Below are 22,293 nucleotides of genomic sequence, written 5' to 3' on the forward strand. Positions count from 1 at the left end.
CGTTGGGGCGCTTTATTTACAGTCGCCGGATGGGAATGATCGAGCCTGTGTTTGGGAATATTCGGCACGCGTTGGGATTGGACCGGTTTACCTTGAGGGGAAAGGAAAAGGTGAACATCCAGTGGAAGTTATACACGACGGTGCACAATCTTCTGAAGATCTTCCGCTACGGGTGGACAACGGCGATGGTGCCGAGCGGACTGAGGGCGATGGCGGGGTAGGGAAAACTTTATCCCCGGTATCCACAAGAAAATATGAAATTAGATGGAAAGATGGACTGGAAATTATGCTGAACGGGAGGTAGGCTAGGTTCTGTGGGGCCGGGGGGCGCGAGATCGCAGAAGTTCCGACGGATTTACCCGGACCGGCATGAGAGGGGTGTTGGCTCCCACCAAAAGATGAGCCCCACGACAAGGGTGGGCGTATGTAAAGAGAGTTTTTCTACAGACTCGTTGGGCTTAAAAACGAAATGGTAAAATCATCGTAACCCAGTTTGTTTGGAGACAACTGACCCATGAAAGAAAATCTGTTTCGTGCGGCACGAGATTACATCGATCTGATTGAATTGATAGAAAAAACCAGCGACCGGAATAAACTCCAGGTCCTCGATGAGAAACGGGCCGAGGCCCATTGGAAGTTCATCGAGATGCTCAAGACCCAAGGAATCAAATTCAAAGATAGAGAGCATGCGACACGAATCGCTTTTCGGATCGCTAATGAGGAATTATGACCCTGCTTGAAATCGCCCAAGTTTACACGGATCTGGTTTTAACGGAAAATCAGGTTCCTGAACATGAGCACATTGCAAAAGAAGAAATCAATGCCCTGAGGTCCAAGTATCATCAGATCCTAATGGATAAGCTCCACGAGGAAGGCATTGAATTTTCCGATCGCTTCGAAGCGATGAACATCGCTTTCGAAATAATCAAATCCCCCAACCAGTCATTCCAGCGGACGTTGCCCTCCGGGCAACGCCGTTGAATTCTAACGTTGGGCACGGACTTGACATAGAATATTAATGTATGTATTTTTATAAGGTAGTTAATATGGCTTTTCGAGAGGGACATGCTTCACTTTGAATGGGACGAAACAAAAGACACTGAGAACCAAAAAAAGCATGGCGTTTCCTTCAGTTTGGCCCAACACGCCTTTGCCGACCCCATTCGTGTCATCTCCAACGATTTGGCGCATAGCGATTCTGAAAGAAGATTTTATTGCTTCGGCAAAGCAGGAACAGGTGTTTTAACCGTCCGCTTTACTTATCGGAAAGATATTGTCCGGATTATCGGAGCCGGTTATTGGAGGAAGGGGAGGACGATCTATGAAACAGAAAACAAAATACACGAATGAAACCATTCAGGCGCGTGTGGTTAGGGATTTTCTCCCCCCTCCTGAAGATCTAGTTTTTAAAGAAGACAATGTTAAAGTCACAATGTTTTTAAGCCGCTCCAGCGTCGAATTCTTCAAACATACGGCAAGACAACGCCACACCCATTACCAGAAGATGATTCGGAATCTTTTAGATACCTACGCGGACAAATTCAAATAGACCCATGGCCCAACAAGGCGCTCCACCGGACGCGGTTATGAATGGCCCGCGCCGGTGAGCTTGGGTTGTGGGCATTATGAAAAATATTCTTATCCCGTTGATGTTGGTCACCTGTTCTCATGTGGTGAGCATTGCCTGTTCATGCGCTGGAATACCGTCAATTGAACAGGGGCTATCCAGTGCTGCGGTCGTGTTTGTTGGTGTAGTCAAGTCCACAGCGTCCCCCACTCCCGATATTTCCACCACCACATTGGAAGGGAAGAGATTTTGGTTCGATATTCATGATGATGTCCGCTACACTTTTGATATTCAAGAGACGATAAAAGGGACATTATCTCAGACTGTTGAAATTGCGACTAAAAAAGACGGGGCAATGTGCGGCGTTCATTTCGAAATTGGCACTTCCTATCTTGTTTATGCATACCAAAGAAAAACAGGATTGCGCACAAATTCATGTTGGCGAAATCGAATTATGGATTTTGAAGCTCAAGGAGAGGTCATTGAGCTAAAGCGTTAACAGGGGCCGAAGTGTTTGATTCTTCGGCGCGTCTTTCAAGAGCAGTTCCGCGTGGAGGAGAACGAGGTTTTGGCGGAGCGGACGGGATCTGGTCAGATACAGAACCCGCATGATCCAGAGGCACAGTATCGAACGAAACAGCAAGGCAAACGGGGATGGGTTGGATACCTGATGCAGGCAGCCGAAACAGTGAGCGAAAAACCTGTCGCACCCGGTGAGCCGACGGCAAACTTTATCACCTCGATTGTGACCCAGACGGCACTGGGGAGCGACGAGGCGGGCATGGCCGAAACGATGGAAGAGCAGGGGCAGATGGGGATGGAGAAACCGGGTGAACTGTATGTGGATGGAGCCTATATCTCTGGCAAGGAGTTAGCGATCGCGGCGGCGGAAAATCGAGAACTGATCGGGCCCGCGATTTCGGCGCGTGCGGGAAAAGAGGCCGAGTTTCGTGTCAGCGACTTTATTGTTGATATCGATGGGAGAGAAGCTCTTTGCCCTGCGGGCCAGGCCAGCACACAATGTAGCCGGATTGAGGATCGATGGAATGGGATAGTGGAATATCGGTTTGAATGGAGCTGGCGATGCCAGGCCTGCCCTGCGCGCGCGAAATGTTTAAGCACTGGACAAAACCATCGGACGATTCGAGTGGGGCCACATCCTATGCACCTGCAGGCCCGTCGTCGGGAGATGAAAACGGATGCGTTTCGGGAAAAGATGAAGCGACGCTCGGCGATTGAAGGGACACAAAGTGAATTGGTCCGCGGGCACGGAGCCCGCCGTGCGCGCTATCGGGGATTATCGAAAGTGCGCCTACAGAATTATTTTATCGGGGCCGCGTGCAACGTGAAACGATGGTTGCGCCGAATCGCCTGGGAAAGGCAACACCTTCCAGGGCTCCAACAGTGTGCACAGGGGGCATAAAAAGAGTCGTTGGAAGATCAGAAATGAAGAAATCCATCTCTTGAAGATATTGGAGACCTAAAATTAAAAACTTTTTACATTCTCCTCGCAAAGCAGGGGGGTTTTGCAGCAGAATCATTAGTTGAGAACGTCCCCTACTTTTTTAGGGTATAGCGGATGCTGAAAATTAGGGAGAGGGACAGGAGGAGCGCTAGGAGGTTGACGGGCCAGCCTTTGAAGAGACCCATCGCTTGGGGGGATCCTTGGTAACCGTAATCGCTTAGGGTCTTGGAGGTCAAGACCACTTGAAAGAAGGGGCCGATTTTAGTGAAAAGGCCTCCCTCGAACACCAGAAGGGCCCACAGGATCCAGAAAAGGGTTCCCATCGCCACAAGACATCCCACGACAACCGCCGCGGCCTGGACGGGGTCATAGACCATTTCTTCCTTCGCAGAATCATCTTCCCACAGATCCAGAAGCGCGCGGCCGGCCCTCCGGATCACTTTCGGTTTCCCACGGTGTTGATCAGACGGCCGATCTCGGGACTCCGAATTTCGACCCTGTCACCGGACTGGAGGGGACCCACCCCCGCGGGAGTCCCCGTTGAAATAATGTCACCGGGTTCTAACGTCATCACGTGACTGATGTGTGAGACAAGCGTGGGAATATCGAAAACCAACTGTTGGGTACTCGACGATTGGCGACGGCGACCGTTCACATAGGTCTGGAGGGTTATCTTTCGGGATGGAATTCCACACATCACCCAGGGACCGAGCGGGGCAAAAGTGTCAAACCCTTTGGCCCGGGACCATTGACCGTCCGTCCGCTGCAAATCCCGGGCGGTCACGTCATTCATGAGCGTGTACCCTAAAATATATTTTTCCGCGGCGGCGCGCGAAATGTTTCGGGCGCGCCGACCGATCACGACCGCGATCTCTCCTTCAAAATCCACCTGATGGGACACCGCAGGCTTTTCAATGACGTCCCCCGGACCAATCACGGCACTGGGAGGTTTCAAAAACAAAAGTGGAATGGGGGGAGGCGCTTTGCCGAATTCTTTCGCGTGATCGGCGTAATTCACGCCCACAGCAACGATCTTGCTGGGGAGCACGGGGGCGAGAAGGCGAACTTTTTTAAGCGGCCAAATCAATCCCGTGGGGGAATACGCGCCAAAGGGATTGGGAAGGATTTCTTCGACCAAGAGTCCCGCAACAAGACCCCAACGAACAATCCCTTCCGTTTCAAAACGGGCGAAACATTTCTTTAGGGTTTTCACCCTTTTTTTAACCCCAACACATCTCGCATATCGTAAAGTCCGGACGGCTTCCCCACCACCCATTTGGCGGCTGCCACAGCCCCGGATGCAAAAGCGGTGCGGGACGTCACCCGATGAACCAATTCCACACGCTCCCCGTTTCCAAGATAGAGCACCGTGTGGTCGCCCACCACGTCACCACCGCGAACGGCGTGAACCCCAATTTCCTCTTTCGTTCGTTCACCCACCAGTCCATGACGGCCGTAAACAAAGCGGCCGGATGTCCGGCCCCGTTGAACCGCTTCCGCCAACCGCTGTGCGGTTCCGGAGGGAGAATCCTTTTTGACGTTGTGATGGATTTCGATTACCTCCGCGTCATAGTCGGGGAGAAGGGCCGACACGCGCTCGGCCACATCAAACAACACGTTCGCCGAAAGACTCATATTGGGAGAGAAAACAATGGGAATCCGCTTTGACACTTCCGAAAGATTTTTTCGCCCCGCCTCATCAAGACCCGTCGTTCCTAAAACGAAGGAAACATTCCCCTCCGCGGCCAGGACCGCGTGGGCCAAACTGGCGGAAGGGGAGGTGAAATCAATGAGAACGTTCACGTCCCGTAACGACGTGGCCAGCTGATCCGTCACCCGAAGACCATAACGTTCTTCCCCCAGCGAGGGGCTCCCGGGAGCTTCGATCAGGCCCGCCAAGGTTACCGCTGGGTCCTGGTGAACGAGGTCCGCGATGGCCCGGCCCATTCGCCCACCAGCCCCGATGACCCCTATTTTAATGGAAACCATGTCAGCAGACCGGATGTTTCCGACGCGTGGAAACAAGACCGTAGTCGCGGAGAGCCCTTTCAAGTTTTTCTTCGCTGGATTTTTCCAGGGGAACAAGCGGGAGCCGGAGATCGGGAGAACAAAGGTCCAACCATCCCATGGCCGTTTTGACCGGGATAGGGCTGGTTTCAATAAACATGGCTTTGACTAAGGGAAACAGTTTGTGATGCAAGCGGCGGGCTTCCCCCCAATCGCCTCGCAAGCCAGCAGCGCACAAAGAGGAAACGTCTTTGGGCACAATGTTGGCCACCACCGAGATGACGCCTTTTCCCCCCACGCTCATCAGCGGAAGGATGAGAGAATCGTCCCCCGAAATGAGTTCAAACGAATCCCCCAGAGCCCCGGCAATTTCTGTGGCCTGGTCCAAACTGCCCGAAGCTTCTTTGATGCCCACAATATTTTTTTCCGATCGAGCCAACTCAATGACCGTGGCAGGAAGCATATTGACGCCCGTCCGACCGGGAACGTTGTAGAGAACGATGGGAAGATCCGCCGCCCGGGCCACCGCACGAAAATGTTCCACCAACCCCCGCGGGGTGGGTTTGTTGTAGTAGGGGGTAATGTGCAGGGCGCCGTCGGCCCCAGCCTCTTTCGCCCAACGGGTGAGAGCCACCGCTTCCGAAGTGGAGTTGGATCCGGCACCAGCCAAAATTTTAGCCCGCTTGCGTGCAAATTTGATCACCAGCTCAATGACCCGTCCATGCTCCGCGTGGGTCAGTGTGGCGGATTCTCCGGTTGTCCCGCAGGGGACCAGGGTGGAGGTTCCCCCTTCGATTTGGAACTCGACCAATTGCTCCAGTTTCTTTTCATCAATGGTACCGTTCAAGAACGGCGTGACCAGCGCTACCGCGGAACCTTCAAACATAATCGCTCCTTAGATTTCAAACATTCCATCAAAAACAAAAGTCGCTGGTCCGGTGAGATAAACCCGGTTATCGGCGTTCCATTCCACCGTGAGGGGTCCTCCCGGCAAAGACAAGGTGACTTTGCGGTGAAAACGGCCCGTCAACACACCCGCCACACCCACCGCGCAGGCGCCCGTACCACAAGCCAGTGTCGCCCCACTTCCACGCTCCCAGACGCGAACCCGAGCGTTGTCGGGGTCCGTCACTTGCACAAATTCCACATTGGTCCGCCGTGGGAAAAAGGGATTCTGTTCCATCGCCGCCCCCCACTCCGCCAGAGGAACCCCGTCTACGTCCTCCACAAAAACCACCGCGTGGGGATTCCCCATCGAAACACACGTCATCTCCAAACTCACTTTTTCCTTTTTCGTCCCTCGCGCAGGAACGGTCACGAGAGAAAAGGGATGATCGATCACCCGACCCTTCGCTCGGGTCGGGATGAGCGCCGCGTCTAAAAGGGGTGCCCCCATATCCACCCGAACGTTCTGGCGCACCAAAACGGTTTGGCGGATACCGGCCAAGGTTTCCACATTCAGTTTCCGTTTCCGGGTGTGTCCTCTTTCAAACGCGTAGCGGGCCAAACATCGAATACCGTTTCCACACATCTCCACCTGGGATCCGTCCGCGTTAAAAATCAACATTTTAAAGTCAGCCTCTCGGGAGGGAGCCAACACCAACACCTGATCCGCTCCGACCCCGAACCGACGGTCGCAAAGACGGCGCGCCAAAGCCGCGGTCACCCGAACCGGGTGCCGGACAGCGTCCAGCAACACAAAATCGTTTCCTGTCCCTTCCATTTTTGTGAACGCAAGCTTTTTCATTTAAGCGCCTCTGGAATTTTTTCTCCCCGAACCAAATCTGCGGGAGTTTCCCGTTCGCGTACCAACCAATATTTTTTCCCAAGGACCAAGACTTCGGCCGCGCGAGGACGAGCGTTGTACTGGGAACTCATGGAGAAACCGTAGGCCCCCGCCGCCATCACAGCCCACACGTCGCCGGGATGGGGGCGCGGAACCAAACGCCCCTTGGCCAAATAATCCCCGGATTCGCAGATGGGCCCCACCACATCGGCCACATAGGATCCGGGCTTGGCTTGGCGCAAAGGCCAGAGAGCGTGATGCGCGTCGTAGAGCGCGGGCCGGGACAAGTCATTCATGGCCGCGTCCACTATTACAAAATTCTTATGGCCAGGCTCCTTGCGGTACAAAACTTTCGTAAGCAAGCACCCGGCTTCCGCCACAAGAAACCTTCCGGGCTCAAAAAAGAGCCGCATTCTTCGGCCTTTCAAAAGAGGAAGCAATTGTTCCGCCAATTGGGCGGGGCGGGGAGCTTTCTCATCTTTGTAAACGACGCCGAGCCCCCCCCCCACATCCAGGACGTGCAAAGAGATACCGGCCTTTTCCAACCGGTCCACGAGCTGAAGCAATTTGACGAGTGTCTCCCGATAGGGCCGGACGTCCAAGAGTTGGGACCCGATATGGGCCTGTAATCCGGTGACCCGAAGCCAAGGGTTTTTCGCCGCACGACGGTACAGCATTTCCGCTTGGGCCATCATGACCCCAAATTTGTTTTCGGCTTTCCCCGTTGTGATGTGGCGGTGGGTGTTCACCGCAACGTTGGGGTTGACGCGCAGGGAAAGGGGCGCGGGCTTCCCAAAACGCCGGGCCGTGCGGGCCAAGGCCTCCATTTCCTCCGAAGACTCCACGTTGAACATCAGGATCCCCGCCTTGAGGGCCGCCAACATTTCATTTTCCGTTTTCCCGACCCCAGAAAAAACAATCCGCGAGGGAGGAACACCGGCCTTCATCGCTCGATAGAGTTCCCCCCCCGATACAATGTCCGCGCCCGCCCCCGCCCGCGCCAGAAGGCGGAGAACCGCGAGATTCCCGTTGGCTTTCATGGCGTAGCAAATCGTGTGGGGATGAGGAGCAAAAGCCTGATCAAAAGAATTAAATTGCGAAAGGATTTTTGTTCCCGAATAGACATAAAGCGGGGTGCCAAATTGACGAGCCAAATCGGCCAGTTTTACCCCTTCGACCTGCAAGGATTTCCCCTTGTAATGATACGTGTCGTAAGCTCGTTCGGTCACGGTGTTCCTCCAGCGAGCCGTGCAGCGATCGCCGTTTCTAGAATCGTTTTCCATCGCGTCGTGCCGGGATCCGTGGCCTGGAGAGAGGCGAGAGCGCGCCGCGCGCTCACCGTGTTCCCTTCCTCCAACGCCATCAGAACCATCCAAAAATCCGGCGGAAAATATTCCGGTCCCTGGCGTGTGGCTTTTTCCAAAAGCTGCGTGGCCCCTTTTCGATCGCCCTTCCGCTCCGCGAGAACGGCCCGCTCAAAAGTGGGCGCGGGCCCCGTGTCCCCCATCTGTTCCGCTTGAGAAAACGCAATGGCCGCCTGCTCGTAGGCGTCTTGACGGGCCCACAATCGCCCCAAGATCATATACCTTTCCGCAGAGGGGTTCAGAGACACCACGGTTTCCCATCGGCGCCCCGCGTCGGCCAATAAACCTTGGGATTCTTCAATGTTCGCTAAAAGTTCTTGGGCAGAATAATCCCGCGGCTCCGCCTTCACGGCGACCTCCGCCAGCTTGCGGGCTTCCCCCAAATGGCCCAACTCCCAATGCAGTTTAGCCAGAGCGAACGTGACGTCGCGCCGCGAACGATCGCGCCGATGGGCCAACGTGTAATGACGCAGAGCTTGATCATCGATTTCCACCGCATCATAGAGTCGAGCCAGGTCCACCAAACGGTCCACGTTTTTGGGATCCGCGTCATAGGCCTCTTGAAAGGCGGTCAGCGCTTTTTCGTAATTGCCTTCGGCTTCGTAGGTCCGGCCCACTTTCGGACGCCAGCGTCGAACCTCCGCTCGCGTGGGGCCTCCCGCCAGAGCCGCTATCCATTGATCGCGCGCTTCTTCAAAACGTCCGGCCTTGAAAAGGACCTCCGCCCGCTGAGAGAATTCCTCCTTCGCGCGACGAGACAAGGGCGCGGCATCAACGCCCCACCCCATCCCAAGGAATATCCCCATCACAAGGCCCCCCCCTCGCCAGGTCCCGTTCATATTATTTCTTCACGGGAGAAACCCCAACTGTTTTTAGGGCGAGGTGTTTTTCCAAGAACTTTTCCGCTAAAAACCGCTTTAACTCTGGCCAGGCGATCTCCGCCGCCCGTTGACCGGCTTCCATACACTCTTTAGAGCGCCATAACTCCAAGGCAGAAATTTCCGACACATTCGGGGTGATCACAAAATCTGCCCGCTTGATCTGATCTTCGCTGATCACTTGCCCCTGAATGTAAAGGGCCTGAGTCATCATAGTGAGCACGTTGGTCACGCTGTGACGACTAAAATCCGCGGGAACGTAAAGACAGATCAAGAGTTCCGCGCCCAACCGACGCGCGACTTCCGTTGGGACATTGTCAACGACACCCCCGTCAATCAGGAGGCGATGACGAAACGGGACCGGTTCGAAAATTCCCGGCATGGTGGCGCTGGCTCGGGCCGCTAGCGCGACGCTCCCTTCCCGCAGAACGATCCCCTCCCCCGTCCGAATGTCCGTGGCCAGACACGCAAACTCTTTCTGCAAATCGGCGAACTGAATGTTTCCAATTCTGTCTTGAAGATACTTTTCCATTTTCTTTGTGGAGAGAAGACGTTCGGAAACCAACAACCGCACCACCCGCGCGGAAGAAAGATCCGTCAATTGGTCCCAACCCACTTCCGCGGCCATCCCTTCGATCTCCGAGGCGGGGACCCCTCCCGCGTAGAGGGCCCCCACAATGGCCCCCACGCTCGTCCCCACCACGAGATCCACAGGAACGCCTTCCCGTTCGAACACTTTCAAAACCCCGATGTGCGCCAACCCCCGGGCTCCGCCCCCGGAAAGGACCAATCCCACGCGAGGCCTTTCCCCCACGGGAAGCGATCGAAGTTTCAGCCAGAGGGAGTTCGTGACAACATCCGCCACCGTTGATGGCGGCACGGATTCCGTTCGCCCCGGCACCACCAGAAGACCGGAAAAAATCGCCATTAAAACGATTCGCCGGATCACGGCAATTGGGGGAGACCCACGGCCTTCTCCAGGTGGGCCCGGGCCACACGGTGGCCGTGCACCGATTCCCAATACAACTGCTCCACACCGAGCAACTCGGCTCGCAAGGGAGCCTGTTCCACAACGTTTCCTTGCCGTTTGAAAACCCCCTCAACGGCGTCCCGCACGCTCACCAAGTCGTTTCGGCGGTTTTCCATTTCCGTTTCCCAGAACGCCACGTCTCCATAACTTTCCCTTACCTCACGCCGGACCCGGTCAGCAACCGCCGCCCGGGCAATGCGATTTTGGTTGGCGATCAAACGGGTCTGGCGGATCCGAGCCCGACTGGAAAATCCATCGAAGATGGGTAAGTTTACATTTAAGGTCGCGTTCCAAAAAGCTCGGTCCAACGGAAAAACAGCGTTGTTCAGCTCGTAGGCCGCCCCAAAAACAACCACGGGGTTTCGTTGAGCCTCCGAAAGACTCACGGCCAATCGATCAATTTCCCGTTGATATTCTGTCCCCCGAATTTCCAGACGCGCCTCCTGGGCCCGGGCCAACAGTTTGGGCAATGGTTCTTGAACAGGAAATGTTTCCAGAGATCCCCTCAGTTCCACCTGCGTGTAGAGCTCCAACCCCATGGCACTTAAAAACGCCAGGGACGACCGATCGAGATCTCTGTGGCGTGTCGCTTGTTCGCGACGCAACTGAGCGGAAAGAACGTTGAGAGTCGCCCTCTCCAACACGTCCCTTGATCGCGCGGCCTTCGTCCACCGGCCAATGTCCCGTTGAGCGGCCTCCACAAGATCCAATCGCTTTTGCGCCAACAGAACGTCAAAAAAAGCCCTGACGGTATTGACCGTGACTTCCCCGCGAATGGTTTCTTCTTGAATGCGGGCTTGAGCCAGGGCCGCTTCGGCGGACTGCAGATTGGAACGGTTCCTTCCTCCGTTGTAAATGGTCTGGCGGAGGGACACGCGAGTGGCGTAGAAATTATCCGGCTCATCGGATTTCGTTAACACAGTGGATCCGAAGTCGCCCGGCAAGGCCACGTAATCGTTCGCGCGATACCGTGACGCGTTCATGTTGAAGGCCAAGGTGGGAAAGTACAACGATCGCGCTTCAACAATTCGCTGCTGCGCGATGCGCACATCATCCCGAGCGGAAAGAAGAGCCTGGCTGTTTTGAAGTCCGGTCTGAACCGCCTGTTCCAGCGTTAAGATTCTATCGGGTTCTTGGGCACGGACCATCGCCCCAAAAATCAGGAAACAAAAAAGGAATCGTCGCATGATTAAGATTCCAGACGTCGGCGAAACGCCGCCGCCTGGCGTCGGACTTCCACCGGAGCGGTTCCTCCAAAGGAAGCCCGGGCCGACACGGCTTTATCCAAGGAAAGTGTGTCGTGAATCCAGGCCCCCGCTAGAGGCGTTTCCTTTTTCCAGAAATCGAGCGGAACATCCTCCAGGAAAACATTCCGATCCCCGGCGTAGCGAACCGCTTTGGCGACCACCCCATGGGCTTCCCGGAACGGCATTCCCCGACGGGCTAAACCGTCCGCCACATCCGTCGCCAGCAAAAACCCCCAACGGCACGCCTCGCGGGTTTTTTGGGGGTTTATTTTCATGGTGCGAATCATGGGGACAGTGACATCCAAACAGGCGTTCACTGTTTCCACCGCATCAAAAACAGGTGGTTTGTCTTCCTGGAAATCTCGGTTGTAGGCCAACGGTGTTCCTTTTATGAGAGTCAAAAGAGCCGTGAGGTCCCCAAAAACGCGCCCTGTTTTCCCTCGGAGGAGTTCCGCCATATCGGGATTACGCTTTTGCGGCATGATGGAAGATCCCGTGGTAAATTCGTCGGCCAAGTGCACAAATCCAAAAGAGGGATTGGTCCATAGGATCAATTCTTCGGCCAACCGAGAAAGGTGGGCCATTATCAGGGAAGCCGCGGCCACGAACTCCACGAGGAAATCCCGATCGCTGACCGCGTCCATGGAGTTTTCCATGACGCCTTCAAAACCCAACCGTTTCGCCACCCATTGACGATCAATGGGAAACGTCGTCCCCGCCAACGCGGCGGCGCCTAAAGGGAGTTGATTGACACGTCGACGAACATCCGCCAGGCGCTCACGGTCGCGTTGAAACATCCACCCGTAGGCCAAGAGGTGGTGGGCCACCAGGATGGGTTGGCCCGGCTGTAAATGGGTGTAGCCGGGCATAACCACAGCGATGTTCGCCTCCGATTGATGAAGGAAAGCTTTGCCAAGCGAAACCAGTTTTTCCTGAATCCCGTCCACACGATCCCGAAGGTAAAGCCGAAGGGCTGTGACCGTTTGGTCGTTACGGGACCGAGCCGTATGCATCTTCCCCGCCAAGGGACCAATTTCTTTGTAAAGACTTTTCTCAATGGCAAAGTGAACATCTTCCGCATCAACAAGCCGTGCCCCGCTCGCCACTCGCGCGACCAAGCGTTGGAGTCCCCCTCGAATTTTGGACCCTTCCGACCGGGAAAGTATCCGTTGCCGCGTGAGCATCTCCACATGGGCGATGGAGGCGGTGAGATCGTAGTGCGCCAGTGGGCCATCGAACCCGATCGACGCAACAAACGCGGCAGGAACGAGTGTCTTTTTTTTCACGGGAAAACGATCAGGAGCGGCCCTGACGAAGCAAGGCCGCCACTTTGATGGGTAACCCAAAGAGATTTATAAATCCTTCCGCGTCTTTTTGATTGTAAATGTCCTCGGCTTCAAAGCTTGCTAATTTCTGGGAGTAGAGAGAAAAGGGCGAGGTGCGCCCCTGAACAATGATGTTGCCCTTATAAAGTTTTAGGCGGACCTCGCCCGTTACCACTTTTTGTGTTTCATTCACAAAGGCATCCAGCGCACGACGCAAGGGGGAGTGCCACTGGCCAAAGTACACCAGTTCCGCGTAGCGGGGCCCAATCAGCTCTTTCGCGTGGGCGGTTTCCCTGTCCAAGACCAACGACTCCAACTCTCGATGGGCTTCATAAAGAAGTGTTGCGGCCGGGGCTTCATAAACCCCGCGGGACTTCATACCAACCAGTCGATTTTCGACGATATCGATTCGCCCCACCCCGTTTCGGCCAGCGATTTTGTTCAAGGTTTCCACTAACGCCACAGGACCAAGTTTTTTCCCGTTGACCGCAACGGGAATTCCTTCTTCAAAACGAATGGTGACGAATTCGGGTCGGGTCGGTGCTTTTTCGGGTGAAACCGTCAGCTCAAACATGTCCTCTTTGTAGGGCTGGTTTGGATCTTCGAGAACTCCGCCCTCATAAGAAATATGCCACAAATTCGCATCGGAAGAATACGGTTTCTTCTTGGTGACCGTGACCGGAATTTTGTGTTTGAGCGCGTATTGGATCTCATCTTCGCGTCCCTTAAACTCCCACTCCCTCCAGGGAGCCAATATCCCCAGGTTCGGGGCCACAGCCTTAAAAGTCAATTCAAATCTCACTTGGTCATTGCCCTTCCCCGTGGATCCATGGGACACGGCGTCGGCCTTCTCCTTGCGTGCGATTTCCGCGACTTTTTCGGCAATGATGGGCCGAGCGATAGACGTTCCCAAGAGATAACGACCTTCATAAAGAGCGTGGGCTTTTAACGTGGGCCAAACAAAGTCCGTCACAAATTCTTTTCGCGCGTCGATCACATAGGCTTTCGATGCCCCAGTGGCCAGCGCGCGAGCTTTCAATTGGGGGTAATTTTCAGCTTGTCCCACATCCACACAAGCGGCAATCACCTCGCAACGGTAACGCTCTTTAATCCAGCGCAACATCACCGAGGTATCCAACCCTCCAGAATAGGCCACCACCACACGGGAATAAGACGTCACAGAGATCTCCTGAAAACAGTTGATTTTGAGACAATAAGAAAAAACCGATGAGCCAGATTTTACCCGTTTCAGCGCCGAGGGTCAAATTTCAGAACCCCTTTCAAAGCGCGAGAATCGAGGGAAGTCACGAGAGCCGGTTCCAAAACCGTTGCCCTTCCGAGAAACAAAGGGGTTCAGAATGCCTTTGGTTCAGAAGGTGGACACCCGGTGGTGGATTGAGCTGGCCAGAGGTCTTCCAGGAAGGTACAATGAATCTCTATTCAAACCAGGAGGTTTCTATGACACAATTGAAAACAATCACCGTGGAACAACGGGTGGATATTGCCAAGGGACTCTCTGTCCTTTTGGCGGACAGCTACACCCTGTATTTGAAAACGCACAACTTCCATTGGAACGTGACGGGACCCATGTTCCAAACATTGCACCTCATGTTTGAACAACAATACACCGAATTGGCCCTGGCCGTGGACATGATCGCTGAACGCATTCGTTCCCTGGGGCAACCCGCCCCTGGATCCTACGTCCAGTTCGGGCAGTTGACGTCCGTTAAAGAAGCCGTTGGTATTCCTAAAGCCCAGGACATGATCCGCGAATTGTTGGAGAGCCATGAAGTGGTCATTCAAACCGCCCGACGATCGTTCCCATCGGCCGAACAAGCCGGCGACCAGGCCACCATGGATCTGCTGACCCAACGCCTTCAGCTTCACGAAAAGACGGCTTGGATGCTTCGGAGTTTATTGGAAGTTTAAAGAAGGGGCCGAGATCCGCCCCACCGCCCGAATCAGGCGGTGGGGCGGGGGACCATGGTGATGGCGTCCCATGGACAGATCTTCATGCAGAGGGTGCACCCCGTACAGATGTTGGCCTGAACGTCACAGACGATCAAGCCCGTTGGAAGGGTGTTATCGGTGGACGCTTTCACAATACAGGTTTCGTGGGGTGCGACCGCAATACAAGCCTCGCACCCCGTGCAGAGATCGGGAGAAATAAAGGCAATAGTTCGGGACTTTCGAAGGGGGGCGGGGGAAGTCATAGGCATAGTTTACTGTTCCCCAGACACATCTGTCAATTGACAGATGTGCCTCCCTCGAAGTAGAATGCCTCATCATGACCAAACGAACATTTCAACCTCATAAACGTCGGCGCAAGAAAACCATCGGTTTTCGCGCGCGGATGTCCACGGTCGGCGGGCGGCGAGTCATTAAACGGCGCCGCCAAAAAGGCCGTTGGAAACTAAACCCGTAAACGTCATCCGACCCGTTCCCTGCTTCTCCATCTGATCCAAGCGAGCGATTTTTAAATTTCGCTAGCGGGAAATAAAAGTATCGCCTTCGGCGCGGATGGAAGTGGAACGGGCGGGAGACGTGACGGTTCATTTTATAAAGGTGGGGTCCCGTGTCACGCTCCGGGCTCACGTGTTAAATCCGAACGCTCTGATTTGTCCGTGAGCGCGTTCACTTTTCAGCGACACGAACGCCTCTCCGGTCCAGATTTTAAGCGCGCCCAGCGAACCGGGCGACGACGTGTGGGCCGATGCCTGATCGTGTGGGCTTACCTTCGTGAAGGCAACCCGGCGCGGCCCGCCCGATTGGGGGTGGTGGTGGCCCGTCGACGTGGAGGAGCGGCTCAACGAAACCTGTTTAAGCGGCGAACGCGCGAAGTGTTTCGGACCCACAAACCTTGGCCGCGGGGGTGGGATTTTGTTGTATCGCCAAAATCACCCGGCCCATTTCCACCCGCTTTTGCCACTCTGCGGGAAGACGTGCTGGACGCCATCAGGAAACTGGTTTGAAAACAATGCCCATTCAACCTGGACGTGACGTTCTCATTTTTTTAGTTCGAATGTACCAATCCGCGGGTTTCTTTTGGAAACCCCGTTGTCGGTACTGGCCCACCTGCTCGGAATATTCCCGGGAAGCACTTGAGCGCCATGGCGCTCGGGGTGGTCTTCTTCTCACCGTTCGTCGTCTTGCGCGTTGCCACCCCTGGGGTGGGAACGGCTACGACCCGGTACCTCTAATGACAAAGGTCTCCTCATGAAAAAAAACTATATCCTCGCGTTCGTTCTTTCCTTTGCTGTGTTGATGTCCTGGCAGTACTTCGTGGGACATGGCAACACGCCCGTTCCATCGGCGGCCCCTTCTCTCTCGGGTCCCACCCCTGCGGCGGCCCCGTCCCTCCCCACGACCATCCCTCTTCCCGTGACCCGTGACGTCAAACGCGAAAGCGTGTTGGTTTTTGAAATGGGAATCAACCGAATTTCCATTAACCGGTATGGGGGCGCCGTTGCCCAATGGGAAATTCGGGAAAAGGACCAATGGCTGACACTGGTCCCCGAACAAAAATTCGCGGTTCAACCGCTGGCCTCTTTTCCCGACGTTTCTTTTGAGGTCCGGGCGGAAGGGGACCGACTGGTCTTGAACGGGCAACGACCCGACGGACTCACGATTGAGAAAACCATTCGGGTTTCGCCTTCTGCTTACATGCACGAAGTGTCCCATCGATTAACGAACACCGGAACCGGTCCCCTTTCCACCACCTACGAACTGGGGTGGGGCCCCGGGGTAGAAGCCGGTGACGAAAACGGAAAAAACGGACGTGAAGCGAAAGGATTTCAACGGGCCATTGTTTTTGACGGGACGAAACTCACCAAATTAAAGCCCGGAACTCATTCAGGGACCTATCAATGGTGGGCCGTGGATGGACACTATTTCTTGGGCGCCCTCATTCGAAACCCTGCTGAAGCGACAGAGGAAATCACCGTTCTTGTTGAAAAGGAAGAACACTACTTCTCTATTCGGCGTGTGATTCCTGTTCACTTGCAACCGGGGGAATCCCGCGTGGACACCTTAAATTTCTTTGTCGGACCGAAAGCTTATCGGGACCTCAAGGGGATGGGGATTGGTCTCGAGCGCTCCGTGGATTTTGGTTATTTTGCCCCATTTGGAAGACTGATTCACCAAGCTCTTTTCATTCTTCACAAGGTGACGGGAAATTATGGGTGGGCCATTATTCTCTTGACGGTCATTATTCAGATCTTGGTGATTCCCCTCACCGTAAAGAGTTTTAAGCACGGGCAGAAAATGAAAGCCGTTCAACCCCAAATGAAGCGGCTCCAGGAACTTTACAAGGGGGATGCTCGACGGCTCAACAGTGAAATGTTGGCCCTGTATCAGCGCCATGGGATGCGATTTATGGGGATGGAAGGATGCGTTCCCATGTTGATCCAATTGCCGGTGTTTTGGGCCCTGTTTTCAACTTTACGGAACACCTTTGAACTTCGCTACGCCCCATGGATGGGGTGGATTCGGGACCTTTCTGCCCATGATCCTTACTATGTGTTGCCGGTCTTGATGGGGGGGGGGATGTTTTTGCAACAGAAAATGACCATGAGTTCCATGGACCCAACCCAAAAACAAATCATGTACATGATGCCGATCATTTTCACGTTTGTGTTCCTTAAAATGCCGTCCGGATTGGTGATCTACTGGCTCACCAACAGTTTGCTCACCATTGGCATCCAATATTATCTGTTGCGCAAAGAATCGGGCCTTGGAGTTGCGAAATGAAAGAGTGGGTGGGGGAAGCGAAAACGGCAGACGCGGCACTGGCCCTGGGGTTAAAAAAATTGGGCCTATCCGAATCGCAGGTGGACATGAAAGTCCTGGGCGATCGGACGAGCGGGCTTTTGAGTATGTTTGGTTATCGACGGGTGAAGATCCGTTTACTGGAAAAGGTTCGCCGCTTTGACCGGGAAGATCGGTCGGAAAGTCGCAATGAGTTTGATCGTTCCGGACGGGGTGGGGATCGGGATTTTCGTCGAAATGGTCCGAAAGGTCGGAGAGAGGACCGTGAGCTTGAAGGCAAGGTGGATCGTTCCAAAGAAAAAGATCGCCGTCATGAAACAAAAGAATCGGCGCGTCTCACCCGCCAGGACGATCGGAAGGACGATCGCCCCGAAAACAATCGCAACCGGCGGCCTCAAAAATTGAAATCAACCCTCCCCCCCCCTCCACCCCCAGTGCCAAAAAAATCCGCGCGAAGGGAATCCCTCCCCTCTAAGGGGGGGAAACCGGCGACGGCCCCTTCTGGTGGGAATGGACCGTTCCGTCCCGCCATCCCCCCCGAATCCTTGTTGGCCCAATGGAAGGACCTGTTGGGATGGGAAGATTTGACGTGGAACTTTAAACCGGTGGAGAACCATCGATTGGTTGTTAACGTTAAAACCGCCCAGGGAGAACGATTGGCCGGCAATGGCGGGCGATCTCTGGAAGCCTTTGAATATTTATTCAACATGGTGTCCTCTGGGGGAGATCGGGAGAAACCCTGGGTGGCTTTTCGCGTTGCCGGGTATCCCTCCGCGGAGGAATCCCGGGTGGTGGACAAGGCACTTTTTGCCGCGTTTCAAGTTCGGCGGACGGCTAAAGTGTTTCATCTGGATCCCATGTCCCCGGCCCAACGACGAGCGGTGCACCAAACCCTGGTGAATCACCCAGACGTGACCACCTCTTCCGAAGGAGAAGGGCCCACGCGGCACGTGGTGGTTAAACCGAAAGAGAAAAAAGAATAATCCTCTTTTCCCTCCTCCCGTGTTGATTCTCGACGATACCATCACGGCTATCGCGACGCCTCTGGGAGCCGGTGGTTTGGGCGTGATCCGACTCTCGGGCACTCAAGCCATCGAGGTGGCCAGCCTCTTGTTTCAAGGCCCCCCCTCCCTCAAAAACTCTCCTTCCCATACGCTCCACCACGGTGTTCTGAAAGAAGGTACGGAAATTCTGGATGATGTTGTGGTCGGTCTTTTCCGTGCCCCCCGATCTTACACGGGTGAAGATGTGGTGGAATTCTCTTGTCACGGCGGGGCTCAGGTGCTGCGGCGGGTTTTGGAAAGTTGTCTTCGCGCCGGGGCAAGGATGGCGGACCCAGGAGAATTTACACGGCGGGCGTTTGTTAACGGAAAAATGGATTTAACCCAAGCGGAGGCCGTGGGGGACCTCATTGCCGCTCGGTCCGACGCGCAACGACGGCTGGCGTTGGACGCTCTGCATGGGAAAATTACCCGACCGATTCAACCCCTTCGCGATAAACTTCTCCATCTTCTCGCCCATCTGGAAGCCCACCTGGATTTCGTGGAAGACGAGATTCCGGACCTCTCACGGGCGGGGCTCCGAGATGAATTAAGATTTACCCGTGAAGCTCTAGAGACCCTGGTGGGAACACCGGGACGCCATCGCCTTTGGCGGGAGGGCGTACGCGTGGCGATCGTGGGCCGTCCGAACGCTGGCAAATCCTCTCTTTTCAATGCTTTCTTACAGGAGAACCGCGCCATCGTGGCGGCGGTCCCTGGGACGACCCGGGATACGTTGGAAGAATCAGTGGTCTGGGATGGAGTTCCCCTTACCTTGGTGGACACAGCGGGATTGAGGGAAACAGACGACAGGGTGGAGAAAGAGGGCGCGGATCGCGCGCGCCAAGCCTTAGCGGGGGCAAATCTCATTTTCTTTGTTGTGGATGCAGAGAACGGACCGCGGTCGGAGGATCGGGAGGTGGCCAAGACCGTTGGGGATCGACCGACCATCCTCGTGTTAAATAAGATCGATCGGGTGACAGGCCCTCCCCTGGCTTCCTTGGAATCCCGTTGGCGAAGGGGATTGCCCTGGGAAGAGGCACCCGTCTCGCTTGTGTCGGCCCGAACCAGCATCGGCTTGAGGGAATTGGGGCGGGCCGCGCTTCGTCTTGCTGGGGCAGGCGAAGAACCCCATGAACCTGGGATTGTTTTAAACGCCCGACAAGGAGAACGTTTACGGGAAGCCATTGACGCCCTCTCCCGAGCACTCACGGGAGTGGACGCGGGTGTACCGGAAGAAGCGTTGGCCATTGAACTCCGACTGACGTTGGGCGCACTCAACAACCTTACGGGGCAAGGAGCCCCTGAGGAGGTCCTGGATGCGATTTTTTCGCGTTTCTGCGTGGGGAAATAAAATGAAGGCTGTGGTCGGTTTTTTGATCTTCGCGGCCAGTGCCCAAACAACGGAACTCTCGTCCTTCACGGTGGAACCGTCTACGGTCACGGCGGGACGTACGCTGACGGTGCTCTACCAATCGGATACCCCTCTTCGGGACGGTCGGGCTCGGGTTGGAGAATCGGAAAGCCTCTTTTATAAAGAAGGGCCAACACATTGGAGGGCCCGCCTCGGAATCGACGCCCGGGAAAAGACTGGGACGCACACCCTCCTTGTCACGGGGAAAAAAGGATGGAAACGTTTTCGAGCTGAAATTCCGTTCATCGTCCGGAAAGGGACCTACCCCGTGAGTCGCATTCGGTTAAACCCGGAAAAAGATTCCCTTTACACGTCAGGGACCGTCGCGGCGGACGCCAACCGCTTGGCGTCTTTTTACGTGGAACCCGGTTCGTCTCAAAAACAATGGGACGGTGCTTTTCTAAAGCCCACCACCGGGGTGGTCTCCTCAGTATTTGGAGCCCAGCGAAGTTATGGGGCGCGCCCGCCCTCTGGATCCCATTCTGGGGTTGATTTAGCGAACGCCGCCGGCACCCGGGTGGAGGCCCCGGCCCGAGGACGTGTGGTTTTGGCCGAATGGATGGATGGGTTCGGAAACGTGGTCCTGTTGGACCATGGGCAAGGGGTATACACCTACTACCTTCATATGCAATCCATCAACATCAAAGTGGGTCAATGGGCCCATCCGGGCCGCCTCTTGGGCCTCATGGGGCAGGAAGGGGTAGCCACGGGGCCTCACCTCCATTGGTCTTTGGTGGTGTCGGGTGTACGCGTGGACCCGATGGAATGGGTCGAGAGAGCGATCCCATGACCGTCACGCACCACCATTCGGGATCAAGACAATCCCGGCCTCCACTTCTTTTTGCGGCGGGCCTGACCTCCCTCACTTTTGTCGCTGAGATTGTGGGGGGCCTCTACAGCGGATCGATGGCCCTGCTTTCCGATGCCGGCCATGTTTTCATGGATTTGACCGCGCTGCTCTTTGCGCTCCTCGCGTTGACGTTGTCCGCTCGGCCCCCATCGGACCGTCGGACGTATGGCCTCCACCGAATGGAGGTCTTGGCGGCGCTCACCAACGGGCTTCTGGTGGTGGGGCTCGCCTTATGGATCGTCTGGGAATCCCTGGGACGACTGTCCTCCCCACACTCACCCCGTTTGGTTCCCATGGCCATCATCGGGGGTTTCGGCCTTCTCACGAACCTGATTGTGGCGTGGCGTCTGCACGATTTCTCAAAGAAAGACTTAAATATCCGTGGAGCGTTCCTTCACGTGGCGTCTGACGCTTTAGCGAGTTTGGGGGTTGTGGTGGGAGCGCTGACGATTTATTGGACAGGCTGGTCCTGGGTGGACCCGCTGGTGGGACTGGGGATTGCCAGCGTCATTTTTTTAAACGCCGGAAGACTTTTGCGGGAAGGGATGAACCTCGTGTTGGAGGGTGTGCCACGGCACCTCCGGTTGAACGAGGTGGAAGATGCGATTCGGGGAGTTCCTGGCGTCGTTCGCGTGGAGGACCTTCATCTGTGGGGGATTTGTTCCCACCTTTCGTCCCTGACCGCGCACCTCACCATTCAACCCCAATTTCTCTCGGATCCCCGCGCCCTCTTGGAAGCCATCAACACCCCTTTGCGGGACAAATTCCACATCACGCACACCACCCTCCAACTGGAACCGGAAACTCCGAAATCCCCGGATTAAGAAAGAGGCGGTTGTTTGAGGGCGGCGGCCAACCGAGCAATGGGCCATTGGCCTGGAGCGAGGGGCCGGCGGATGTATCCGTAGGTGAGACACGATCCTTGACGGAACCCTTCCAGGCGGGAAGCGAGACCCAGGGGGCCCATGGCGATGAACGCCTTCCGACGAAAGAGCGAACGGGAACAAAAATCCATTAAGCGAACCACGTCTTGGCGCCCCTTCGGTTTCGCCGCAACCTTGAGGATGTCTCCCCCCAACTTCTTGGCCTTCCGAACGAACCCCGCGAGGACCGCTTGGCTCGGAGTGCGTTTGAAATCGTGTGCGGAGAGGACCACAAAACGACCTCGTTTGTGGGCTTCAAAAACCACATGGCGATTGATCTCCACCGCGGCCAATTCAACATCAACGCCGTCCACTTCCGTCAACGCCGCGCGAAAAAGGCCCAGGCGATCCACCTCCCGGTATTTGACGGACAACCCCCCGCCCTCTTCCCCCATACGGAGCGTTAGGAAGATCGGTCGGAGCGATTCCCGGCGGAGCTTTTTCAATGTTCGTTGAAGTCGTTCCGGTTTCAGAAGCATTTTAGGAAAGAGGTCCGCACGGACCTCTAAAAGGTCGGCGCCATCTTTCACGGCACGACGCGCGTCGGTCACGAGAGTGGCGGCATCGGATAATGAGGCCACAATAAGGGCACGGCGGCCCAAACCAGAGGGAAGTTTTACGCGTGGCATT

At 55.4% G+C, this 22,293-nt stretch carries 29 protein-coding genes; 16 read left to right on the forward strand and 13 right to left on the reverse strand.

The window, feature by feature from the left end; genetic code table 11:
- From JNK54_02435 to JNK54_02465, 7 genes are all read left to right on the forward strand, one after another.
- On the forward strand, positions 1 to 221 hold a 221-nt coding region (locus tag JNK54_02435), incomplete at its 5' end, for a transposase (GenBank protein ID MBL8023126.1).
- Between the two features lie 293 nt (positions 222 to 514).
- The gene (locus tag JNK54_02440) at positions 515 to 730 is read left to right on the forward strand and encodes a hypothetical protein (GenBank protein ID MBL8023127.1); all 216 of its coding nucleotides are present in this window, start codon (positions 515 to 517) and stop codon (positions 728 to 730) included.
- On the forward strand, positions 727 to 981 hold the full coding sequence (locus JNK54_02445) for a hypothetical protein (protein ID MBL8023128.1): 255 nt from the start codon (positions 727 to 729) through the stop codon (positions 979 to 981). Before JNK54_02440 ends, JNK54_02445 begins: the two co-directional genes overlap by 4 nt.
- An 84-nt stretch (positions 982 to 1,065) precedes the next feature.
- Positions 1,066 to 1,350 carry a BrnT family toxin gene (locus tag JNK54_02450; GenBank protein MBL8023129.1) on the forward strand — a complete coding sequence of 95 codons (285 nt, stop codon included), beginning with the start codon at positions 1,066 to 1,068 and terminating at the stop codon, positions 1,348 to 1,350.
- Positions 1,322 to 1,549, forward strand: coding sequence for a CopG family transcriptional regulator (locus JNK54_02455; protein MBL8023130.1), 228 nt, complete (start codon positions 1,322 to 1,324; stop codon positions 1,547 to 1,549). Before JNK54_02450 ends, JNK54_02455 begins: the two co-directional genes overlap by 29 nt.
- A 76-nt stretch (positions 1,550 to 1,625) precedes the next feature.
- Positions 1,626 to 2,066: a hypothetical protein gene (locus tag JNK54_02460; GenBank protein ID MBL8023131.1), complete on the forward strand. Its 441-nt coding sequence runs from the start codon at positions 1,626 to 1,628 to the stop codon at positions 2,064 to 2,066.
- A 15-nt stretch (positions 2,067 to 2,081) separates the two neighbouring features.
- Entirely contained in the window at positions 2,082 to 2,990 is a 909-nt protein-coding gene (locus tag JNK54_02465) for a transposase (protein MBL8023132.1), read from the forward strand.
- A gap of 134 nt (positions 2,991 to 3,124) precedes the next feature.
- Here the strand turns inward: JNK54_02465 and JNK54_02470 are convergent, their stop codons facing one another.
- From JNK54_02470 to JNK54_02520, 11 genes are read right to left on the reverse strand one after another with little or no spacing between them, the layout of a single operon-like run.
- A complete protein-coding gene (locus JNK54_02470; protein ID MBL8023133.1) occupies positions 3,125 to 3,472 on the reverse strand; it encodes a hypothetical protein in 348 nt (115 codons plus the stop codon).
- The gene (locus JNK54_02475) at positions 3,469 to 4,308 is read right to left on the reverse strand and encodes a fumarylacetoacetate hydrolase family protein (GenBank protein MBL8023134.1); all 840 of its coding nucleotides are present in this window, start codon (positions 4,306 to 4,308) and stop codon (positions 3,469 to 3,471) included. Before JNK54_02475 ends, JNK54_02470 begins: the two co-directional genes overlap by 4 nt.
- Entirely contained in the window at positions 4,242 to 5,021 is a 780-nt protein-coding gene (locus JNK54_02480) for a 4-hydroxy-tetrahydrodipicolinate reductase (GenBank protein MBL8023135.1), read from the reverse strand. The genes JNK54_02475 and JNK54_02480 overlap by 67 nt, the downstream gene beginning before the upstream one ends.
- Position 5,022: 1 nt before the next feature.
- Entirely contained in the window at positions 5,023 to 5,925 is a 903-nt protein-coding gene (locus JNK54_02485; GenBank protein ID MBL8023136.1) for a 4-hydroxy-tetrahydrodipicolinate synthase, read from the reverse strand.
- A gap of 9 nt (positions 5,926 to 5,934) precedes the next feature.
- Positions 5,935 to 6,786 carry a diaminopimelate epimerase gene (locus JNK54_02490; protein ID MBL8023137.1) on the reverse strand — a complete coding sequence of 284 codons (852 nt, stop codon included), beginning with the start codon at positions 6,784 to 6,786 and terminating at the stop codon, positions 5,935 to 5,937.
- Complete coding sequence (gene lysA / locus JNK54_02495; protein ID MBL8023138.1) at positions 6,783 to 8,108, reverse strand: diaminopimelate decarboxylase; 1,326 nt, start codon at positions 8,106 to 8,108, stop codon at positions 6,783 to 6,785. The genes JNK54_02490 and lysA overlap by 4 nt, the downstream gene beginning before the upstream one ends.
- Positions 8,051 to 8,995: a tetratricopeptide repeat protein gene (locus JNK54_02500; protein ID MBL8023139.1), complete on the reverse strand. Its 945-nt coding sequence runs from the start codon at positions 8,993 to 8,995 to the stop codon at positions 8,051 to 8,053. The genes lysA and JNK54_02500 overlap by 58 nt, the downstream gene beginning before the upstream one ends.
- Positions 8,996 to 9,029: 34 nt before the next feature.
- Positions 9,030 to 9,995 (reverse strand): patatin-like phospholipase family protein, encoded by a 966-nt coding sequence (locus tag JNK54_02505; protein MBL8023140.1) that lies wholly within the window; start codon positions 9,993 to 9,995, stop codon positions 9,030 to 9,032.
- 17 nt (positions 9,996 to 10,012) lie between these two features.
- Entirely contained in the window at positions 10,013 to 11,284 is a 1,272-nt protein-coding gene (locus tag JNK54_02510) for a TolC family protein (GenBank protein ID MBL8023141.1), read from the reverse strand.
- A gap of 2 nt (positions 11,285 to 11,286) precedes the next feature.
- Positions 11,287 to 12,630 carry an argininosuccinate lyase gene (argH, locus tag JNK54_02515; protein MBL8023142.1) on the reverse strand — a complete coding sequence of 448 codons (1,344 nt, stop codon included), beginning with the start codon at positions 12,628 to 12,630 and terminating at the stop codon, positions 11,287 to 11,289.
- Positions 12,631 to 12,640: 10 nt separating this feature from the next.
- Complete coding sequence (locus JNK54_02520) at positions 12,641 to 13,849, reverse strand: argininosuccinate synthase (protein MBL8023143.1); 1,209 nt, start codon at positions 13,847 to 13,849, stop codon at positions 12,641 to 12,643.
- Positions 13,850 to 14,097: 248 nt separating this feature from the next.
- Between JNK54_02520 and JNK54_02525 the strand changes: the two genes are divergently transcribed.
- A complete protein-coding gene (locus JNK54_02525) occupies positions 14,098 to 14,598 on the forward strand; it encodes a DNA starvation/stationary phase protection protein (GenBank protein MBL8023144.1) in 501 nt (166 codons plus the stop codon).
- 32 nt (positions 14,599 to 14,630) lie between these two features.
- Here JNK54_02525 and JNK54_02530 read toward each other — a convergent pair whose 3' ends face one another.
- Positions 14,631 to 14,882 carry a 4Fe-4S binding protein gene (locus JNK54_02530; GenBank protein MBL8023145.1) on the reverse strand — a complete coding sequence of 84 codons (252 nt, stop codon included), beginning with the start codon at positions 14,880 to 14,882 and terminating at the stop codon, positions 14,631 to 14,633.
- 74 nt (positions 14,883 to 14,956) lie between these two features.
- Between JNK54_02530 and rpmH the strand changes: the two genes are divergently transcribed.
- The 8 genes from rpmH to JNK54_02570 all read left to right on the forward strand — a co-directional run bounded on the left by rpmH (position 14,957) and on the right by JNK54_02570 (position 21,564).
- Positions 14,957 to 15,094, forward strand: coding sequence for a 50S ribosomal protein L34 (rpmH, locus tag JNK54_02535; protein ID MBL8023146.1), 138 nt, complete (start codon positions 14,957 to 14,959; stop codon positions 15,092 to 15,094).
- 199 nt (positions 15,095 to 15,293) lie between these two features.
- Positions 15,294 to 15,641: a ribonuclease P protein component gene (gene rnpA, locus JNK54_02540; protein ID MBL8023147.1), complete on the forward strand. Its 348-nt coding sequence runs from the start codon at positions 15,294 to 15,296 to the stop codon at positions 15,639 to 15,641.
- 5 nt (positions 15,642 to 15,646) lie between these two features.
- On the forward strand, positions 15,647 to 15,889 hold the full coding sequence (yidD, locus tag JNK54_02545; GenBank protein ID MBL8023148.1) for a membrane protein insertion efficiency factor YidD: 243 nt from the start codon (positions 15,647 to 15,649) through the stop codon (positions 15,887 to 15,889).
- Positions 15,886 to 17,418: a membrane protein insertase YidC gene (yidC, locus tag JNK54_02550; protein MBL8023149.1), complete on the forward strand. Its 1,533-nt coding sequence runs from the start codon at positions 15,886 to 15,888 to the stop codon at positions 17,416 to 17,418. Before yidD ends, yidC begins: the two co-directional genes overlap by 4 nt.
- Positions 17,415 to 18,419 (forward strand): Jag N-terminal domain-containing protein, encoded by a 1,005-nt coding sequence (locus JNK54_02555; GenBank protein ID MBL8023150.1) that lies wholly within the window; start codon positions 17,415 to 17,417, stop codon positions 18,417 to 18,419. The genes yidC and JNK54_02555 overlap by 4 nt, the downstream gene beginning before the upstream one ends.
- A 19-nt stretch (positions 18,420 to 18,438) precedes the next feature.
- Positions 18,439 to 19,830: a tRNA uridine-5-carboxymethylaminomethyl(34) synthesis GTPase MnmE gene (gene mnmE / locus JNK54_02560; GenBank protein ID MBL8023151.1), complete on the forward strand. Its 1,392-nt coding sequence runs from the start codon at positions 18,439 to 18,441 to the stop codon at positions 19,828 to 19,830.
- Complete coding sequence (locus JNK54_02565; protein ID MBL8023152.1) at positions 19,796 to 20,680, forward strand: M23 family metallopeptidase; 885 nt, start codon at positions 19,796 to 19,798, stop codon at positions 20,678 to 20,680. Before mnmE ends, JNK54_02565 begins: the two co-directional genes overlap by 35 nt.
- On the forward strand, positions 20,677 to 21,564 hold the full coding sequence (locus JNK54_02570; GenBank protein ID MBL8023153.1) for a cation transporter: 888 nt from the start codon (positions 20,677 to 20,679) through the stop codon (positions 21,562 to 21,564). The genes JNK54_02565 and JNK54_02570 overlap by 4 nt, the downstream gene beginning before the upstream one ends.
- Here JNK54_02570 and JNK54_02575 read toward each other — a convergent pair.
- Positions 21,561 to 22,292: a type I 3-dehydroquinate dehydratase gene (locus JNK54_02575; protein ID MBL8023154.1), complete on the reverse strand. Its 732-nt coding sequence runs from the start codon at positions 22,290 to 22,292 to the stop codon at positions 21,561 to 21,563. The genes JNK54_02570 and JNK54_02575 overlap by 4 nt on opposite strands.
- Between the last annotated feature and the right edge of the window lies 1 nt (position 22,293).

This window comes from Elusimicrobiota bacterium, from assembly GCA_016788905.1.
Taxonomy (GTDB): domain Bacteria; phylum Elusimicrobiota; class Elusimicrobia; order FEN-1173; family FEN-1173; genus JADKHR01.